The 20,463-nt window shown below is 37.2% G+C and carries 15 protein-coding genes; all 15 read right to left on the bottom strand.

The window, feature by feature from the left end; genetic code table 11:
• Positions 1 to 168: 168 nt before the first annotated feature.
• Positions 169 to 1,374, bottom strand: coding sequence for a hypothetical protein (locus RCG22_RS25485; RefSeq protein WP_308105402.1), 1,206 nt, complete (start codon positions 1,372 to 1,374; stop codon positions 169 to 171).
• A gap of 68 nt (positions 1,375 to 1,442) precedes the next feature.
• Positions 1,443 to 2,222 (bottom strand): DUF2726 domain-containing protein, encoded by a 780-nt coding sequence (locus tag RCG22_RS01405; protein ID WP_308105401.1) that lies wholly within the window; start codon positions 2,220 to 2,222, stop codon positions 1,443 to 1,445.
• 256 nt (positions 2,223 to 2,478) lie between these two features.
• A complete protein-coding gene (locus RCG22_RS01400) occupies positions 2,479 to 2,739 on the bottom strand; it encodes a hypothetical protein (RefSeq protein WP_308105400.1) in 261 nt (86 codons plus the stop codon).
• An 11-nt stretch (positions 2,740 to 2,750) separates the two neighbouring features.
• On the bottom strand, positions 2,751 to 3,182 hold the full coding sequence (locus tag RCG22_RS01395; protein WP_308107059.1) for an SMI1/KNR4 family protein: 432 nt from the start codon (positions 3,180 to 3,182) through the stop codon (positions 2,751 to 2,753).
• Positions 3,183 to 3,210: 28 nt separating this feature from the next.
• Positions 3,211 to 4,182 carry an HNH endonuclease gene (locus RCG22_RS01390; protein WP_308105399.1) on the bottom strand — a complete coding sequence of 324 codons (972 nt, stop codon included), beginning with the start codon at positions 4,180 to 4,182 and terminating at the stop codon, positions 3,211 to 3,213.
• Positions 4,172 to 7,171 carry an ATP-binding protein gene (locus RCG22_RS01385; RefSeq protein ID WP_308105398.1) on the bottom strand — a complete coding sequence of 1,000 codons (3,000 nt, stop codon included), beginning with the start codon at positions 7,169 to 7,171 and terminating at the stop codon, positions 4,172 to 4,174. Before RCG22_RS01385 ends, RCG22_RS01390 begins: the two co-directional genes overlap by 11 nt.
• A gap of 4 nt (positions 7,172 to 7,175) precedes the next feature.
• On the bottom strand, positions 7,176 to 8,849 hold the full coding sequence (locus tag RCG22_RS01380; RefSeq protein WP_308105397.1) for a hypothetical protein: 1,674 nt from the start codon (positions 8,847 to 8,849) through the stop codon (positions 7,176 to 7,178).
• 325 nt (positions 8,850 to 9,174) lie between these two features.
• Positions 9,175 to 10,311 (bottom strand): DUF4145 domain-containing protein, encoded by a 1,137-nt coding sequence (locus tag RCG22_RS01375; RefSeq protein WP_308105396.1) that lies wholly within the window; start codon positions 10,309 to 10,311, stop codon positions 9,175 to 9,177.
• A gap of 266 nt (positions 10,312 to 10,577) precedes the next feature.
• Entirely contained in the window at positions 10,578 to 10,916 is a 339-nt protein-coding gene (locus tag RCG22_RS01370; RefSeq protein WP_308105395.1) for a tyrosine-type recombinase/integrase, read from the bottom strand.
• A 102-nt stretch (positions 10,917 to 11,018) separates the two neighbouring features.
• Positions 11,019 to 11,165 (bottom strand): hypothetical protein, encoded by a 147-nt coding sequence (locus RCG22_RS01365; RefSeq protein ID WP_308105394.1) that lies wholly within the window; start codon positions 11,163 to 11,165, stop codon positions 11,019 to 11,021.
• Positions 11,166 to 12,259: 1,094 nt separating this feature from the next.
• Positions 12,260 to 16,603, bottom strand: coding sequence for a coiled-coil domain-containing protein (locus tag RCG22_RS01360; RefSeq protein ID WP_308105393.1), 4,344 nt, complete (start codon positions 16,601 to 16,603; stop codon positions 12,260 to 12,262).
• Positions 16,596 to 17,348 (bottom strand): DUF6063 family protein, encoded by a 753-nt coding sequence (locus RCG22_RS01355; protein ID WP_308105392.1) that lies wholly within the window; start codon positions 17,346 to 17,348, stop codon positions 16,596 to 16,598. Before RCG22_RS01355 ends, RCG22_RS01360 begins: the two co-directional genes overlap by 8 nt.
• Complete coding sequence (locus RCG22_RS01350) at positions 17,338 to 18,909, bottom strand: hypothetical protein (RefSeq protein ID WP_308105391.1); 1,572 nt, start codon at positions 18,907 to 18,909, stop codon at positions 17,338 to 17,340. The genes RCG22_RS01355 and RCG22_RS01350 overlap by 11 nt, the downstream gene beginning before the upstream one ends.
• Entirely contained in the window at positions 18,887 to 19,426 is a 540-nt protein-coding gene (locus RCG22_RS01345; RefSeq protein ID WP_308105390.1) for a Wadjet anti-phage system protein JetD domain-containing protein, read from the bottom strand. Before RCG22_RS01345 ends, RCG22_RS01350 begins: the two co-directional genes overlap by 23 nt.
• Entirely contained in the window at positions 19,387 to 19,938 is a 552-nt protein-coding gene (locus RCG22_RS01340; protein WP_308105389.1) for a hypothetical protein, read from the bottom strand. Before RCG22_RS01340 ends, RCG22_RS01345 begins: the two co-directional genes overlap by 40 nt.
• Positions 19,939 to 20,463: the final 525 nt, after the last annotated feature.

Genomic DNA, 20,463 nt, shown 5'->3' with positions numbered 1-20,463 from the left:
ATAACTTAAGAAGTCATTCCTTCTCGTTAGCGTTTACAGAATCAGAAAAAGGTTCAGTCCCCCGGTGATGTAAAGCTTTGCCGTACTGGGGGACTGAACCTAAATTCCCAAAAATGTACCAGGCACCATCCTATTTTTTGGATGGTACCAGGCACTTATTGATCCTTTTCATTTATCTTCCACAACACTTTTTATATTTCTTCCCACTACCACAGGGACATGGGTCATTTCTGCTAATTGTTCTTTTTTAGTGAAATCCACAACATTATTTTTACGATCTGGTAATGGCCGTAATGATTTCTTCTCAACTGGCCTTAATTCTACGGATGAATATCCTTTAAGGAACCACTGTCTCGTGTTATTCATAAGATCTACGACTTTATCCATACAGGCCTGCAGCGTTTCTATACTGTCCAATTCGATTCTACCTTGCAGAAATTGAAGAATTATGTTTGGGGATTCTCCCATTTGAGCCACATGTACACATTCTTCGGCAATAGCATACGCCTCTTGCCGGCTGATTTCATAGTTTTGAATTAAATAGTAGACAAATCGATTAAAGCTATCGTTCCGTTCGATAAATTCGGGTTCACCGGCTCTATACAGTTGTTCTTTAGTAAATTGGAAAAACGGTAGGTCTTTCCTTATTTGATGTTCACGTTTTACTTTTTCTGGATCAAGCACTCTACCATTGGAAAATCCGATATGATCCATACGGAATCGCTTATAGTATCCCCTGGCTTGTTCCATTACTGAAAGATACTCTGAAAAATTGGTACGTTTATTCAGATATTTTTCAAGCAGATTGAATAAATCATTAATAGTTAAAGTCCCGTAATAGTAGAGGAATCCATGTGTAAGCCTGATCCATTCAGTATTCCTGCGGGAAATTTCCGTTAGTTGCTTGTCATTCTCTCGAAAAAATTGATTCTTAACGATTTCCTCAGGTATAACGACAATCCTTTTTCCCTCATACGTTCCAGTAAAGAGGATCCCGCTGGTGCGAAAATAATCTAATTGAGGTGCAGATAATTTGGGGTCAACGATAGACCCGCCATTACGGATTATTTTTTGGATCAAGTTGTACCGCTCATGGTCCATAGTCTTGGACATCTTTTCAAGCAATAGTGGAATCCTCATACTTAATAAGTCTATTAATTCCCCTTTTTTTAAAGCACTGGCGCCTTGGATTTCTAAATTTTTTCTTATGTCACTTAATTCGTCTTTTGTAAGCCTTGAAAGTGCCTCTTTTAATGTAATTGGTACGGAAATATCACTCCAGATTTTTAGTTCCTTGCTCTGCTGCATTTTCTGAGCCGTTTCGTTCATTCTTTCTAAAGCGCCAAGTAATTTATTCATAGTTTTTTTATCCATTTTGGTATGATTCAAGTGTATCACCTCGGAAAAATATTGGTATTGGGTAGATAATAATCCCCTTTTTTCTATGAACCCATTGGTTCTACAAAGTCTGACTTTATCTTAAATAGGTCATTCAACGTTTCCCTCAAACGATCCTCTTCCCTGCTTTCGGTAGTTTTCATTCTGATAATAGGAATCCCATATTTCCGTAAAATTTCATCCTTCATTTTGTCTCGCTTTAACTGGACAGGATTTTCGGCATGGTATGCATGTCCATCTACTTCAACTACCAAGACAGGCATTTTGTCTAGTTTATTAAAAATCACAAAATCGGTGTGAGTTAATATATTCATGGCATATCGTTGTTCGTCCGCCGTTAGCATTGCCGGATCCTTTATCAGCATCTGTAAGGGCTGATGCAATACCCAGTCAAGACTTTGAAAATCTGGTAAGCTCAACACCTTTTCAATGACAGTATTCATGAGATTTTCTGATTTGAAATCCGAAACCTTTTTGCTCTTTTTCAACGTGTCTAATAATTTATCAGAATAGCTGTTGTAAAGCGGATCAAAAACAGAATAGATTTGGCTCTCGATGGTTTCAAAATTATTATATTGAATATATCTCACTAAATCACCAATATTCGTTCCTATCCATTTATCACTGCCCTCGGATACAACCACAATCAATTTCCTGACTGCACGTGAAACTGCCACATTGATTAAATTTGAATTGTCAGCAAAGTCATTGGGTTCATTATGATTCACTACGGTGGTAAGGATGATGACATCTCTTTCTCTACCCGAGGAAAAAGGGTCAGTCCCACTATGATGTGAAGCTTTAGTGCATCGGGGGACTGACACCAATATTTCTTATTAGATTGCCTTCTATTTCCATCAAATCTGATAATTTTCTTTTAATTCTATTTTTCAAAGACTCAGTAAGGATAGAGTAGAATCGGGGAACTGGACAAAGTTACGAAGATCTTCACCATACAACAATTTTGAAGTTTGTCAACAACAGTTTTTCTAGTATCTTATTCTTACTTTAAGTGTTGTCATATCTAGCAGCTGTAGCCTTTCATCACACAACATGACGATATAGTTCAAAGACAGATAATCAACCCATCCAGCTCGAGGTCTTGGCGCTTATCGATAACATTGTCGAGATCGATGCGAAATTCGTTTCTATCGCCTTAGCAGCCCGGTCAACATCATTATCAAGCAATTCAAAGTATCTTTCAGCCTTAGAATAATTTAATAAAAACTCCTGAAAATTGTTGGCAATCTTTTTGTCGAAATAAAATATTTGTCCGTAATTTTCTTTTGAAATACCTATTAAAAAATATGCCGTTTCATTACTTTCAAAGAATAAGTCCAAGGGGACTGTAATTAGAAATCATATATTCCTTTAATAAAGTCTCCAAATGTATCAGCAACATATTTTAAACAGTCATTTGGATTTGTGTAAGATAGTTCATGATCCCAGAACATAATTGACGGTACTTTTGTATTACGATAATCGAAGCAAATATAGTTGCCAAACTGGTCACTCATAAATGCAATTACTTGATTTGGCAATTTTTCATTTAATTGATTGTTTGTTTGCCAAATATTATCAGAGTCATTTCTGTTAAATGATAATAATGATTTAGCCACTAATTCTTTTCGGGAGTTCACATCAAATATATTTGGTCTCGGTCTTGAACCATTATGCTCAACTACACAAGCCTTAAAGTCATCTGGAAAGATAATTCTATATTTTTCTTCAAAACTTGAAATCAATGATACATTTTCTAATTGCTTCGCTAATATCCATTTCATGACAGTCACATAAATCCCACCTATTCAATTATCTATGCTCTGACCCACCGCCCCACAAGTAGCGGCCACCATGATGACCAGTAATATCATGTAGGTTCTTATCCACCAATTGCAATATTCCAGGTTGTTCTGAATGATGCCATACATAACCATCTGGAGTATCGCCATTTTTAATTTGTTCTACCTGCTCAGGAGTAAATTTTTTAGCTAAATCCAGATTACTATCAATGTCTTTTCCTAATTGGTTAACAGCAGCTCTGAATTGTCTTGCATCGCTATCTAAATACTGAGTTTCATCTAATATTACTTCATATTGATGCGGAAATTCTGGAAATACCCCTTCAATTTTTTCACCATCAGGCATTTCAACTATTTTTCTTACAAAAGGAACTCCTGAATGCGTGTGGACATCCCCATTTAAATGTTGATTTCTTGTTTCTACATAACGAATAGGTTGATTGGCTTCCTGGTAGTTGGTTACAGTTTCAGATTTCATGTTTTTCGCGAATGATGGAATATCAGATTGGCCTTTAAAGTATTCTGGGATTCGAGTTTTATCAATAGCTTGTCCAACTTCAATTGTTGCCTTCTTAACTGCTAACTCACCAGTTTCTTTAACAGTTTTTTCTGCAACAGCCTCTGTTCCTTCTCTCAAAACTGTTTTCACCGCAGTTATTCCAACTTCTGTTCCTACCTTCACGGCAATAGCTGGACCAGTTGCTAAGCCAGCCGTCGTAACAGTTACACCTATCAGTGCAACATCCATACCAGCGGCTATAGCAAAATCTTTCCAATTTCCTTCACGGGCTGCATTGTATTCAGAAATACCAGGAACCGTTTCCGCCACAAACTTCGTTGCATCTCCGAACTTTCCATCCTTAGGAGTAATTTTAGACACGAATTTCTTATGGAAATTTTCCGTAGATTTATGTGCTACTTCTCCAACATTTTTAACGCCATCGCCAACAGCGTCAATCGTTTTGCCAAAATCAATTCCCATCAGCCATTTCCTCCATTGTTAATACACTACAAATTTCATCAATTTGTTCTTTCATTAGTCCTGTAGTTTTCTTTTGAATGAATGCTCTCAATGCATCTGGATTGCCTGACTCAACAAAGGTATCAAATGTCGTTTTGGACAATGAAAGAATATCGAATAACAGATTTTGCAGTGTAGGGATTGAGCTTTCAGCCCAGATAATATGCCCTTGATGGTTCGTATAGGTTGCAATCATAATACTCAAAAGTTTTCTATTTACACGAGAAACTTCTAAACTATTAAAAGCACTAATAAGTTCTTCATGTAAGATTTGGTCATGTGGCAACCACGGTTCCATGATTGCTTTCATTATTTCCGTTCGAGACTGACGAATCGGTTTGATTACAGTAGGATTCTCATTGATATATGGACTTTCTATGACATTAGCTTTATCAACCATCGTCAGAACCGGACTGATCCAGTCATTTTGATAAACGACAGCCACCCCACTGGGTAATTTAGCAATTTCATTAACTTGATCAGGCGTTAATCCCATTGAGCGCCCTACTGCTTCACGGTCGTTTGCTTCAGGTGTACGCAAAACAATCTTGGTATTCGTATTCTTAATTGCAGCGATATCTATTGATGAAGGTGATTGGTCAACTATGATGAAACCTTCACCATAAGTACGAATCTCTGCAATAGTGTTAGTCAACATTTCAACTGACTTACCAATTAAATCAGATTCTCCACCGGCTGATGTATTCTTCAAAAGATTATGCGCTTCTTCAAGTACAGTAACGTGTTTAAGCCCAACATTATTTTCTGACTTCCGATCAACCCTATATTCATTCAAAATATAAACCATAAGCCCCATGATTAGCGCCTTAGTTTCACTAGATTTAACACGGCTAATATCTAAGATACAATTCTCATCAAAAAGTTTTTCGTATGGGGTTTGTTCATTTGTAAAGATGAATTTGTTCAATCCAACTGTAAGAGACTTGACTCGAGTAATTAGGGCACCGGTGTAGTTTCCTTTGACCTCCGCAGAATAGTCAGTATCATCTATTAATTTTCCAAGTTGTTCCGCAAGAATTTCAAAGTCAGGGTATTCGACTTCATCACCTTCAAAAGTTGAAGAGCCCAAATCCCAACCAACTTCTTCATATGATTTCAAAATTGCTTCTTTTAAAAACGCTGGCATTGCATCATACATTGGCCAACATACACTGAATATTTCTACTAAACCATCTACGTGTTCTAGTACGTGAATTGCCTCTGGAAACTTGAATGGGTTTAAGTTAATCAATGGTGCGATATTTGGATTTGTTGAGTAAACATTAACATCATTCCAATTTCCAAATACATCCTTATATTCCCCTTTCGCTGGTTCAACAACTAGGAATGGAATTTCTTTATGGTGTAATTCATTGAGCAATTGATAAACAGTGTTACTCTTACCCGATCCAGTTGAACCAGTAATTAAGGTATGCATATTCAAACTCTTATTATCAAGTTCAACTGTTTTGTCAGTGATTTGGCCTAGATCAAACACTTTACCTAACGTGATGTGTTCTTTCGGATTATCACAAGACTTCTTCGGGAACAATTGATACGAATTAACCTCTTTACCAAATTCAGCGTGTTCAATTACAGGCATACCGGGTACTGTATTTCGAGGTAGGCCCAAGTGAAGTCCAAGTTCTTTACCACTAACAGCTGTTGACGCATTGGTGAACACATTCCCACCATATACAAACTGTGGATGAACAAATCGTGACAAGTATTGAGTTAAGTCCCCAAAGTTATTGAAGTTACTGCGCCAAGAGTTGATAGCAGACACTTCACGACCAGAGTTTTCACCGTTCATTAATGAGCGATAGTTGCTTGCAGCAATCTCGGCAGCAGACATATCATCGGAAATAAAGTATCCCGCAACATTCCACATCCCATAACTATCAAACTCATTTGTTCTTTTAAGCTGACTATCGATAAGTTGTAGCATATCCGTGATTGCTTTATTCTCTACCGTTTTTGTAACCGAACTTGAAGATGATTCAGTAACTTGAGCATTTGGTGCAAGTGATTGGAAAAGTCCACCTAATGTTCCACCAATTTGACCTCCAAGCATAATTCCTACTGGGTTAGCAATACCACCAACAGCTGCACCAACTGCTGCACCAATGATTCCCGAAGTCGTTCCAGCGATCATTGCCGCCTTTTGTTTACCGCTCATCTCAGAGAATGATTTGCTCTTTGACCCAGAATTTGAAATACCGTCATTTAACTGTACTTTTTGTAATGGAGATAATTCCGTATAAAGTCTTTGATAGCTTTTTCTCACCCTTTGAATTTCATCAGAAGATGAATTCTGAGCAACAATTATCCCTGTAAATTGACGACCGTGCATCGCTAGAGCAAGTTTTTCTAACCCTTGAACAAACTGTTCATTTCCTTGTTCCTTATCCTTTTTATTGTTACCAACGACACTAACTGAAGCTACATTATGTTGCTTAGCTATTCTAGTTGATAGCGCTGCAATTTTAGAACGATCTTCATTTTCGACTTTCACACCAGGAAAATGCCCCACAAGTGTATTTTTTAAGGTATCTCCTAATGTTACTGTCGAACGATTATCACCATTAGACCGAACTCCTAGAAAAAAATCAGTTTGCTTACCATTAGAGTCAATCATCACGAACACGGATGATTTATAGGTTTGAAGCGTATTAAAAACTGTCGTAAATTTATCGGTTACTGGCTCACCCTTTTGATAAACCATCTCTGTGATTTTATATAGACGAACATTATTTATGAAATCTTCTTCAAGCGCCGGTAATCCCAAATTCTCAAATGGTACAATCTCCATCTCCGTCAAACGAGAAAGTTCTCTTCGACGAATCGTTTCATCAATGATATCTAACTTGACATCTAGCTGTTCTGCTGGAGATAAATTCTGGTAAACAAGTTCTCCACTTTGTGATTGCATTAATTCATTATTTATCATCAACTTATCCTCTCTCAATAATTTTCAACTGATCATCAAATTTCGCCAACCAATCATTATCTTTCTGTAATTTACGTTCTTCATCAGAGAGTCGGTCCGATATCTCTTCTTTTTGTGATGTCTTTTCAGTAATCAATTTTTCAAGGTGTTCATGATAATCTCTAGCAACATCATCATAGAATATTTTCAAGGCATCTGAAACTGCGTCTATAATTTCTTCTGCTTTAGGAATAGTAATTTGACTAGCTTTATCACGCCACTTACTAATCGGATAAGTAATTTCAGGCACTAACGGTCTTGGTTCCACTTGTTTATCAAAGAATTTCTTTGCCTTACCAAATAAATCTTCTGGTTGTTCTACCATTCGTTGTTCCCTAAAAGATAAGAATTCATTTGTTAAATCATTAATATAATAGCTAGAGAAATCAAAAACATTTTTTACCGATGATTTATAACCATCGTATGCATCTGCAAAATAATATAACGCAGAAAACGATCTGAAAATTTCATCCTTTTCAACTTTGAATATAGCATTCACTTCAGTGATAAAGGTTTGAAAATAGATAGATAAATCCGCTGAGTATTCTCTTGCTGCATTTGTAGCTTCTACGTCATTATTATATTTATTTTTCTTTTTTCGCCAGTTTTGAATCTTATCGTAAAGTGTAATTTTTGCTGCAGTTAACGTTGATGGAATTTCCAAATTATCTCTTTGAATGAATCTTTCATTTACATCCTTTAATTTTTGAATAGATTCTTCCAATGAATCAATTTGTTTGTGAACATCGGCGTTTTGAATTCTTGACTCTTCATTTTCCAATTCAAGAATTTTTGAAAGTGAATCAAACTCTTTCCTAAAGACCTTTATTGAATTCATTACATAGTCTGCAATTGGATAAATACCTAAGAAATCGCTTACCATTTTATCATTTACAGCAGAAACAATTTGAGGGCGCGCTATTCCTTTATCTTGAATTATTCTTTCGATATGCGGCCTATTCAAATCGGGATGGATAAAGAAAAATATTTGTTTTTCATTAACGTCGTGTCTTGAATGAACAATCTCAAAGAAATTTAGAAATTCTGCTCTGGTGTTTTCATCAATATTAAAAAGAATCGGTGTGTTGGTTAAATCCTTAGGTAACTCATTAACAGTATTTGCATTTTCTAAAGTAAGATCTAAGCCATCAAATACAGAAGTATTTATATTTGACGCTTGAATTAACAAATATGAAAATGGTTCGTCGAATAATTCAGAATTCTCAAATCTAAAACCAGCATTATCAAATTTTCGATTTGGTGTTGTGTTCAGCCATGTTAATATATCATCAATCTCTTTGCTTTTTGTACGTGAATCTTCTAATTCATTCTTAAAGAAAATTCTCACATTAGCAGGGGCTGTTTTGCCGCTACCTTTTGTTTCGGGCTTGGTGCTAACCCCTGAATCTACAAATGCTTGTTCCAATTCCTCAAAATCTGCTTTTGTCCCAGAAAAATCTAGATCAAAATCGTAGCCATTCATCTCATTATAAAAAACAGAAGGAATTTCTGTAATCCAAGCATGCAATTTTCCTTCTTGGTATTTCTCAACAAGACTATTTATTTTAGGTTCTTGCCCATTAAATTTAACTTTAGTTTCAAGCAAATATGGGTTATAGCTCAATTCTGCTTTGACCATTACTTTCTCTCCTGACAAAGTTTATTCACGTAATAACGTATTATCTTAATCATAACACTTGAACTTTACATTTTTTAGCCCAAAAATGAGCATTTCAAGCCTCCAAACCCAGAAACTCAAAACGCTAAAAATCCTTTAACACAAAAACTTCACATTTTATTTCTTCCTATTGTCAGGTGCTACATCCACAGTGATATACTCCTCTAAATTGGGCGTTTTAAATACTAAGAATAACTGGTTTTAAAGCATGATCCTTCTACATTAAGTTGAATTATTCTAATATACCTCTCCCGAATATCCCTTCCAAGCATTAAACATCAGTACATTAATATTTTGTTGATAAAAGAGTAGATTGCTGTTGTTTTTCCTTTAATTGATCAAATAACTTCTGAACAGTCCCGATTCCTACATTTGCATACTTGGCCAAAATGACAAGCTCCTTTGGCAGCTGTCCGACTGTTTCAATTTGATCCTCATTTAGCTGCTTCAAAAGGCTCGGTATACCTGTGAACTCATTCGCGGTAAGTGGTATTTGTGATAATTCTTCCGTGACGACAATGTAATCAGCTTTATAGAAGTAGAATAGTTCCCCCGGCCGTTCAAGGGAAAGTTGTCTCCGTATTTTCTCTTCCTCAATAAATAATGTGAGTTCTTGAAAGAAGCTTTCATCATTTTTTTCATTATATCGTTTAACATGGTTATGTAATCCCTCAAGATTGTTTGGCAATTCACTCATAATTCGGGCTTGCTGCTCAGCCCCAAGTCTGATAAGAAAGGTCTCAGAAACGGCAAATCGTTGAGGCAATAGAAATGCATCACGCAAGAAGTGTGGAACTTCAAGTTCTTGTCCTTTATATTTCAGTGTCCGAATAGGTGTAAAACCCGGCTGTTCTGGCTTTGATGAAATACCTTCAGTAGTCTTTTCTGCATCCCCTTCACCTTGCTTACCTTTTTGTTTTCCCGTTGATTCAATAAGTAGTTTTTCTAACGATTTGAGCCGCTCTTGTATTTCTACTATGTCAAATGTTTGTTTCACCTGTGGTGAGGGGTCTTGATAACTCGGAACCGTAAAATCAAAGGGCCCGTATACCTCTACATACCATTTAACAATTTTATAAATAGCTTCCCAAGATAATAACGCTTCTGAAAAACGAAATGTCCGAGTATCGTGTGCAGCTTGGTTACCGATTTGTCGAACATGATGAAGTGCATCTCGAATTTCAGGTTTAATATAACCGTTTACATTTAATAAATCGATCCGATCTTTTATATTTGACCATTGCTCATCAGGCAACCTTTCTGCTTGAATAACCTGTTTTAAAATATTTTCTACAAATATCCTTGCATGTGTAAGCATGGTCCGTGGGCTAGTGAAAATACTATTTTCAAGTTCACGTGCAACTAAAGCTAGCTCTATTGACATTGGTTCAAGAAATTGATAAAAATAGGATGGTTTCTTCATTTGGTAGTTCCCCTTGTAATATATTTATCTAAGAATAGTATTATTTTACCATACTGGTCCTTGATACAAATTATATTTAACAAAAAAAGCCCAAGAATAACCATATTTAATAAGTTAATCTTGGGCATTCTTCAGCTTATTCAATTTTTAATGTTTAGGATATAATTATTTCATTAATATTAGCGTTTTTTAGAGAATACCTTTATCGTATAACTATTTACACCCAAGAAATTACATTAGTTCTTTTCGACAAATTTTGACATTTATTAGGCGGTGACAGGCACAAAATTTACTGCTTTAAGATCTACATTACTACGTTTCATTGCAACCAATTCCGATATTCGGACTAAGGTATCTAACAGCACAAATACAATTACCTTGTCACGAAATCCCGTATATAAATCTTCTTCTATAACAGACAATAAACTTTTTATCTCGTCGGGATTGAATGATTCTAATGTATCTTCCGGTGTTTTTATTGTCTTGAAATCTTCATGTATTGGTTCAGTTATGAACCCTTTTTTATGAAAGTACCGGATAAATGCCCTTATAGTCCGTACTCTAATATCAACGGTCATTGGTGACAATTCTTTTTCATGAAGCATGTATCCGACATACTCCTGAAAATCTTCAACCGTGATATTTTTATTTGTCTTATTGTCCCCGAAAAATTCCTTTATGTATTCAAAATGAATAATATATTCCTCTTAGGTTCTAGGTGCAAGCCCTTCTGTTTTCTTAAACGTCATGAATTTACTAAACATTTCATCCAAAGTTAAATCGTCTAATACATCCGTGCCACTCTTGCCATTACCTTCTCCACGTCTATATTTCCGAACGGTTTTCTTTTGCATAAAAATAGCCTCCTATGAATTTTTATAGGCGACTAAGAGTAAATGCCCTCCACAGTTTCACTAAACAGTCTGTAACAGTCTAGTCAAAAAACACGAAAAAGACTGTGGAGGGAATATTTTATTAAAAACGTAGAAAAGTCAGTATTGGCGGGACTGCGTGGGAATCGAACCCACCAGACCTGGCACGCAGGTCACAAGCAGTTTTGAAGAAGCCACTCCCTAACTGCAAAATAATTGCTGTCTGAAGAATCAGGAGAATTCCCGCCAAATCAACTTCAAATGAATTTTTATCAAGGAGTATCACTAGTATTCTTCTAAAGAAATCACTTGTACTTTTGTCAAATCCACTAGTTTTAGTATATCTCAGATTTTATTAGATTTCCTCCAATTTGCAATCAAATTCTGATAATTTTCATTTATTTCTAGTTGTCATAGACTCATTAGATAGAGAAGAATACGGGATCTGGACAAAGTTACGATAATCTATCCCACACAAGCAATTTTGGTAGCTGCATTCAAGGTTCTAACATGATACCCATATAAATTGCATTTCGAACCATATCTTCGTAATAATGCCCAGTGGTTTCAATGCCCACCACTACCTCTTTATAGTTGTATTTTGTCTTTTCCATATGAATAATCTTTTTTGGGAATGCCTAACCAGGTCATCAACGCATCAAACTCAAAGGGTTTTACTAAATATCCCCATAAAACGTTCCAATTAGTGATTTTTGTGTGTTTTTTGCTTCATCAATCGCCACCATCAAAATATTTCCAGTCCCTGTCTCTCTTACAAACTCTGTCCATTAACTTCCATTTTTACCTTTGAATATGGTTAAATAATGAATATGCCATCGTTTTCAACTCCTTGGTGGGGGTAGTAAATTAGAAGTTCTGTGATAGGTACTTCCATTTTTACAATAAAAACGGTGGCCTTTTTCATATTTATTTGACCTTATTACTATACTAGTCCCCTACTAATTAATGCGTTGATTAGCCGGGGACTCACCCCGTGGCACCACCTTTTTAATATATCGGGGCTCTAACCCCAATTTACCCCAAATGATGTAGTTCCATTTTTCTTAAGGAAACTATCACCCTTGTCTAACAAAGAAGATACTATCTAATACCGCAACCGATGGGTCTTTGTGCTTTTCTTCCGTGCTTAAATGCAGACGCCCTCGTTGTTCCACGTATTGATTGCTGATGACAGTCTCGAATTCCCGTTGAATGCTCTTCTCCTTTATTCCGGTAAAACAGAATAATTGGGTGTTGGTCTTTTGTGCCAGTGAAACCATTGGTTTCACAACAAAATCGGAACTAGCTTTCCCAAAAGGGTTATCCAGGATAATAAATTTCCAGGCATTTTCCTTGGCATATCTTTTCTTGCGCAAATGGTTAATCAAGGTGATAAATAAAGAAATCTGAGTTGCGTGTTTTTCTCCTCCGCTCCACTTGGCTACCTGATCCCACGGATAAAAGTCATTTTTATTTAGTAATTCATTACGATGCTTCAAGGTCTTAATATTACAGCGCGAGGTCTCCGCATAACAATTTAAGATATCAATCATATTGACCCTTTTTTCAAAGATCGTGTCCATTTCTTCCACCTTGGCATTTCGGTTATTCATCTCTACGAGTTCTTCTAATACCCGTTGGATAAACCGGTCCAGCTCTTGTTTGCCTTCTTCAATGGATTTCTTTGGCCAATAAATTTTAAATAAGGAAGTGATTTCTCCCTTTTCCTCAATTTGGGAACTATTGGCGATTTCCATAATGTTTTTATAGACGGTTTCGGCTCGGTCATACATTTGCTCGACTAATTCTCCGCTCCGCTTGTCCAATTCCTTTTTCCTCAGCTGAATGCTCTCTTCCAACTTATGGACATACTCCAATAAATTCACAAAGGTGCGAATGATTTCGTCATAATCTTCAATCGAACTGTCCAGGATTTTGGATAAATCGAACGTCATTTGCATTAACTGGGTATTACCGGTTTTCCGTACTTCCTCATTCAGATGATCAATTTGCTTGAGTAATTCGGTTCTGGAGCTCTCCATCTCATTTCGCTGAGTACCGATGCTGTTCCGTATCTCCCTCACATTGTGGATTGGCTTCTTCCGGTTCCATTTCTCTTCTACTAAAACCTCAAGAGAATGGGAACCAATTAACATCTCTTTTGTCGTTTCCAAATCATCGATAGCGGTCTGATTATTCGATTGTTGTTTTTGCAGAATCTCGTTTCTTTCTTTCCAACGTCTTTCATTCGACTCCGCCAACGCTAACTGGCTTTGGAAGAGTTCCATCTCCGTCTTGGGATTGGCTCCATATGGATACATCCCTTCTTCTCCTAATCTTTCCAATTCTGTTTCATAATGCGTTTGCGCTTGAATATAAGCAGTATTAGACTTTTCTTTCCTTACCTGTTCCCCTATAATTCTATCTTCTAGTAAGGATAATTCTACTTTTATTTGGTCCCATAGACGTGGTTCGAAGTCCAGCCTCAGCTTTTCCATTGAGTAAACGGTAAATCCATTTAGGCCAATATCCTCTTCTGCCCGGTTGATCAATTCCTCGTAAAACGTCAACGTGGATTCAATCTCCTCAATGGTCTTCGTATCACCGGAAAGGGTAGCTCGAAACGCTTTATACTTTTCAAGCATTGTCTTGTATTCCACTTCCGTACAAGCGGTTGTTTCCTGTAAATCCCGGATTTGATACTCTACCTCATCCTTTTTCAACAACTTCAGATGCGTCTCTACTTGATTGGATTGTTTTTTGATTTCATCTGCTTTTAATCGCCACGTTTCCATCAGACCATCGTAGTGACTCTTTTGTTGAAGAAGGAGAGTCAATTGAGTGTTGAGTACTTCCAGCTCTTTTTTCTCTTCTTCAATAGATTGATAACGACCGATAAAGTCTGCTACTTTTCTCGTTTTCTCCGAAAATTCGATTCTTTCTTTCTCACTCTCTTCCCAATTTGCCTTGGAGGTACGATAGGAGGCTTCCTTTTCCTTTTTTTGCAGGAGTAGCTCTGCTCTTTCTTCCTTCAAACGTTGAATCGCCAGTTCTTTTTCTTTGACCTGACCGGATAACTCATTACGAGAAAAAGGCATGTACTGTTTCCAAAAGTCCAAGAGGGTATATTCGAATGACTGTACTTCCTGCAATTTTTGCTTCCATTCTTCCCGCTTTTCGTCCCATTGTCCCCATTTACTTTCGAGTTCTCCTACATACATTTCCCAATCTTCCATTTTCAAACGGACTCTAAAATGGTGGAAAAGATGCGAGGTAGTTCCTACTTCAAACGTGGATTCCTTCACCGGTTCTTCTTCTATACGGGACTTGTTGACCAAAAAGATAGGAATCGACAATTCATCCTTGTATTGGTCCAACGTGCGTCTGACTTTCGTCAATTGGGCGTCCTCTACAATGATTGAAAATGGGATTAATGGATTCCTTTGTAGCAGCTCATTCTTTGAAACATCATCCATTATCACCTTGGTAATCCATTCCACTCCTAATACGACATCAATGTCTTTTTGAACCAAATACTCTTTCACTCTTTCCAAATCGTGATGGATATGATACCCTTTTGCCTCAATTACTTTTCGGATTTGGTCAATCGAATCCATCTCAATCGACAACCGAATGATTTCATCCTCATATTGATGTTTCACTCGATTAATCTTCCACACTATCGCGTCTTGGTCTTCAAAAAGATGATCGTTTACCCGAATGGTCAGATACTTATAGGTGTTTTCCCTCAAGGCAATCTCGCTGTCCGCAAACTTTTCAAACGTTTTTTCTGCCTCCGTCAGCTCCTTCTTGGTGGTTTCCTTATTCATCTCATTCCGTTCCAACAACTTTTCTAACTCCTTGATCGATGTTTGGTTCTGTTCGGTCTCCTGTTTATACCGATTTTCTTGCTCCAATGCACGTTCGGTTCTTTGGGTTAAGTGTTGATGTGTGATGATTTCGTTTTCCTTCCAGTCCACCAGCAACTCTTTCTTTAAACCGAGCAATTCCGTTTCGTACGTCTTAACGCGATGATCAAGAACTGCCTGTCGTTTCCCCTTTTTTTCTATTTCCTTACCTATCACGGATAAGGCTTTGCGGTCCTCATCCCACTTTATTTTTACTTCTTTTCCTTCTTGCTCCAAGGTCGTTAGGGCCTGTTTATCTTGGTCTATTAAATAATAATATCGGCGGGAGAGATTATTTTTGATGAGTTGAAGTTCTTCCTGTCTTTCTCCCTCTTTCAATTGAGCGGCTTCTAATTCGGCGGATTTTAGATCCCATTTTCCTTTATTCGTTTTATAGTCCCCATAAGCTCTTGCTGCCAGCTGTTCCTTTTCTTTTCTCTTGTACTGGACGATCTCTTTTTGTGTTTCTTCTACCTGTTCTTTGTCACCTTCTGCTTTCGCTTTTGCCGTTTTGTATTTCGTTTTTAGCAAAAAAACCTGATAGGACTGAATTTTCCAGTTTAACTCTTCTTTGGTTTCATCCACTTGTTTTAATAGGGTTGCCAGTTCTCCCAATTCTTTTGTGTTAGCTTCCGAGTCCTTCAATAAGGTCACGTATAGACGGGATAATAGGACTTGCGACTCTACCAGTTTTTCTTTATACGTGTTATATTCCTTACACACATTGATGATTTGGTCGGCATTCTCATTGATCACATTGTAATCCCGTAGATTTTTTCTCATTTGCGGTAATTCCATTAAGCTGTCTTTATATTCCTTGAACGACTCTTTAAAAGAATATCGCTCTTTCTCTTCCGGATATAGACTCTCCATTACGGACGGGATCAACAGTTTTTCCAACAGCCGCTGTGTTGTGTCCGCTTTTTCAAAAAAGTCGGTGACTCCACCCTCTGAACTATTGACTAGGGAGATGTTTTTCCATTCACTTGTAAGAATTTTATGCGTTTCTAACCCGTCTTGGTATCGGTTGTTTGTCGGAGGGAGATGGACCCCTTTCGACCTTTTAAGCTTATCTTTTAATTGATGAAGGTTGCTGACCTTTCCATTCACGACAAAGGGCAAGTCTTCGATTCGATACGAACCATCGTAATCGTATTCGATGATATAATTGAAGTATTGGTACGATTCGTCCGAGTCCTTGGATTTTTTCCCTGTGTTTTCAAAACAAAACCCGGTAACGAAAGAAGAACGATACTCCTCATCTGGAATCCACTCTGCTGCCACATGAATAGTACTGTTTACCGGAACCATTTCTATCATTTTCCGGTTACCCATTTCGTGATTGGGTAAAATCAATTGATGAATATATTGAATGATACTGGATTTCCCTCCGCCGTTTTCTAATAAAAACAAGCTGTTTTCCCCGTATAGATGAAAGGTCTTGTCCCCGATGATTTTGTTTTTATCATCGAGTCGGATATTGGATAAACGCACTTTATTAATTCTAGGCATAAATTTCCCTCCTTTCCCTTTCACCGATATCGTTTAATAACTTTTTAATCTCATTGATTCGGGTTTCTTGATGATAATATTGACCGACAATGCTTTTCATTTTTTCCGTCATTACAATTTCCTCTTGTTCCTTCACCACAATTAAGTTCTCATTTTCTAAAAAGCGGAGTCCCTTTAAAATAAAACCATAATCTTTTTTATCCGACTTGGACAGGTCTTTTACCTTATCGGTTACTTCGTGCAGGTTATCCCATACGTCGAGCATTCCAGGAATGTCGAGTTCATATTGAACCGCCAAGTCCATCCGGTCCTCTTCCGGCAGTTTTTTGAATTTCCCCATCAGATCTTTCACTTTGTTTAAGATTTCATCGACTTTGATAAACGAACGTGTTTCTCCTGTCAGTAAGAATTGCTCCCCGTAAAATTCACTGATGACGTTCATCCATATAAATTGTGTGAGGTATACCTCCTTATTGGTAGCTAGTTTCACTTCTTTCCTCAACTCTTCATTGGTAAAACTATAGGCATCGTTGTGAACTTCCGGGACAAAATATAACTTTTCTTCTACTTTCACAATGATGGCTTGGTCTACTGGCAAAAAGACGCGATGAAGCACCTCACGAATCTCCGGGTCGGAATACAAGCGGTATAACTCAGGATCTTTTCTTTTATGCAGTTCCCCTTTGGTCATTAAGCTTTGGTGCAGCCGATACGCTGCAATCAGGATATCTTCCTCAAAGGTCATTTTCTTTATCCTTCCGTCTGATGATATAGTCCGTCAAAATCGTTCCATCCAAAAACTCATACGTTTTTTGGGTTTCTAACATTTCATACTCCTGTACTTCCACCAGTTGTTGATACTCCCTCGCTATTTCACATTGCAGCTTCGTTTCTCTCGTATCCCAGATTAATTCCTCTTCACTAATGAGTTCGAACTTTTTATAGACACTTTGATGCATTGCTACGCTGATTTCCAGAAACCGTTCGAGATGCTGTTCTTCAAAATCCGTATAGGCTTTGAAATTGGACTTTCGCAATCCCTTCAACACATCAGAAATTAAATAATATTCCTTTTCCACCAAAGGGAGGAGAATCATTTTGACAATTTCTTTGTCCCGCAGAAATTCCCGTTTTTCTTCTTGTTCTGCTAACACGATCTGTCGGTGGAGTGCCTCTTCATCTACCTCGATAATCTCTTCTACCACATCATTATTTTTCTTTCGAATCACTTGGGGTTGAAACGCACGAAGCGGATTAAATGCCCGTGGCCGTTTATAGGGCATCACAGGGATGAGAATTCTTCTGATTTTTTCTTCCGTCACTTTTTTCTCTATCCAATTTTGAATAATTTCCTGTTCAAAATGAAAATGCTTGGAAAAGGCATTTTCAATCAACATCTGAATCGAGTTGGTCAAGGATGAAAGTAACGCAAATTTACGGGAAAACAGCCTTTCGTGTTTCGGAGTGGCCCTCCTTAATAATCTGTCGATTTCTAAGACCGTTTCATAGTTTTTCTTTTCCTTATTGGTTAACACTCCGTTGACATAATTCAGCTTCACCCGGTCGACATTGTTCTGTAAATCGATGATTTGCTTTCTTTCACTTTTCGTTTGGTCATACGAACGCTGCAAACGGGTTTCCAATTCCTTTTGATTAAAAGCAGACAACACATTTCTCTTGATTTGTTCTTCGTAGTCATCCATCGCTCGAATTTGGGAATCAATTTGGAACAACAATTCTTTGGCAATGTTTAAAACTTGAGAATACGCCCCTTTTTCCAGCTGTTGCTTAAAATAAAGCATTGTAATGGAAATCTGCATCTCAGAAAAGTATTCCTTTGTCTTAAATAGCAGCTCGATTCCTTTCTCCGTCAGCCTGAGCTTGACTTCCTTGTTTTGATGATCCTGATAAGTCCAGTGATCATATTCGATTAGTTTAAACCGGACATATTGCGTTTCTTTCCTTTGGTAATCCATATATTCGTAGATAAAATCTTGACCACTTTTTCGTAATTTTTCATCGACGATGTATTCACGCAACTCATTGATTTCCTCATAGGAATACGATTCTCCATACACATCTTTCATCAATTGACTTAAAAACTGGTTGAGTTGTTCGTTCGTCACATTTCCGCGATCGGTCAGCATTTTCTCAAGAATAAACAATAAAATACTAAAGCCGATTTCCATTAGATCCAACTCTTTGAATTTCGGTTTTTTCGCTTGATTCAACTCATAAACGGGCAAAAACAAAAAGAGGTTTTGGTACCGCTCACTCATTCCTTCAAACAGCTTGGTTAGTTCCATCCGACAACCCCCTCAACAATTCGATGTGTAATGCCTCCTGAGGAATGTATTTATTTTCTTTGAGATACTGAATATACAACTCACTTTCTTCGGGATCAAAATACGAAGAAAAGCATTCGATGGCACGCTCATTCCATTCCTGGTCGTTTTTTACTTCACTATATTTTCGATGATTCCACATTTCTCTATAAAAAGGCACCATCAGGTGAATTTCCCTTTGGCTTGAAGCCTTCAGGCGGTAGAAGATGGTAAGTCCCATCGGATCCAAATCACCAAAATAGTACACCTTTATGTCTTGTGGGACATTTAATTCTTCTAGATAGTCAATCGACCTCGTGATTTTATTACCCTCGCCGTAAATCAGCATTGAGAACGAAATCCCATTCCATGAACAGATATCTTCCATAAACAGTTTTTTGAGACTGAAGAAGGTATCTTTGTTTTCCACGATTAAGATTGCATCGTCTTTTTCTTTACCTATTTGGTAATAAAAAAAGGCTCGTAGGTCTGATAGCAACACAAGTCCTCATAGGTGACCCCGATGTTTTTGAGTATTTTACTCCCTTTTTCACTGAATAATAGTTTTTCATTTCCAATCAATTGATAAGAACGTTCATTCACCGAAACAAACGGTTCATCCTGCATTTGATTCTGTAGAAAATCGCTGATGGCCAATAATATCTCCTTATCTTTTAGGTATTGCTGGACCTTTTTTAAATATATAACCATCGACATTCTTCGGTTAAAAGCGGTTAACATTTCATTTTTAAGCAGATCCTCATCGTCTTCTAGTTTTCTCACTTTTTTGTACCGATTAAAGATCCGTTCGTCCATTGCATATGGTTTGGATGAACGGACCGGTATGATGATACCTTCTTCGGATAACTCAAGGATAACATTGGCCAATTCTTTATAGTCCAACATGTCTCTTTGAAGTTGTTCCTGTTTTTTTAAAAATGTCTCAACCTCGAAAACGTCAACCGTCACCTTTTTCAAAGTCGATATGTATTGTTCTATTGTTTTTCTCATAATATCTCCTTTTATCAAGAATGTCGTCCTCCATCTTAAGGAAACCCTTTTCATTTAAAATGATATGATTGTAGCCATGATTTACGGGTAATACTGTGAATTAAGAGTCTTTTACTCTATCATGGCACGTATGACATTAGGGTAAGTCCCCACTAAATAATAGCGTTATTAGCCGGTGGACTGACTGACCCCAATGACAGGTATTAATCCACAACTCTTCTATATCATAAATGGTATTTGAACGCCATTAAGGTATTGATTTAAATTACCATCATAGATTTAGATTTTCACCATGTAGTCATTTAAAAAAGGGGGTAATAATTTAGGATTCCGAGAGGACGGTTCCGATGGTAAAAAAATCCTCTGAAACAGTCCCCGTCACCTACTTCTCGTTTTAGAACACATCAATCGTTATTTTTTGAAGTAAGAATATATTGTTCTACCTCTTTTTTTCATTAGTACTCATTCTTAAAAATGGACTTCTCCGCTATAACAGGTCATCATTGAATGCTCATGTACTTCAGA

The organism is Neobacillus nitrireducens (genome assembly GCF_030915405.1).
In the GTDB taxonomy this organism is placed as follows: Bacteria; Bacillota; Bacilli; order Bacillales; family Cytobacillaceae; genus Neobacillus.
Note: the sequence above shows the minus strand (reverse complement) of the source record. Positions and strands in the feature narration are given on the sequence as shown.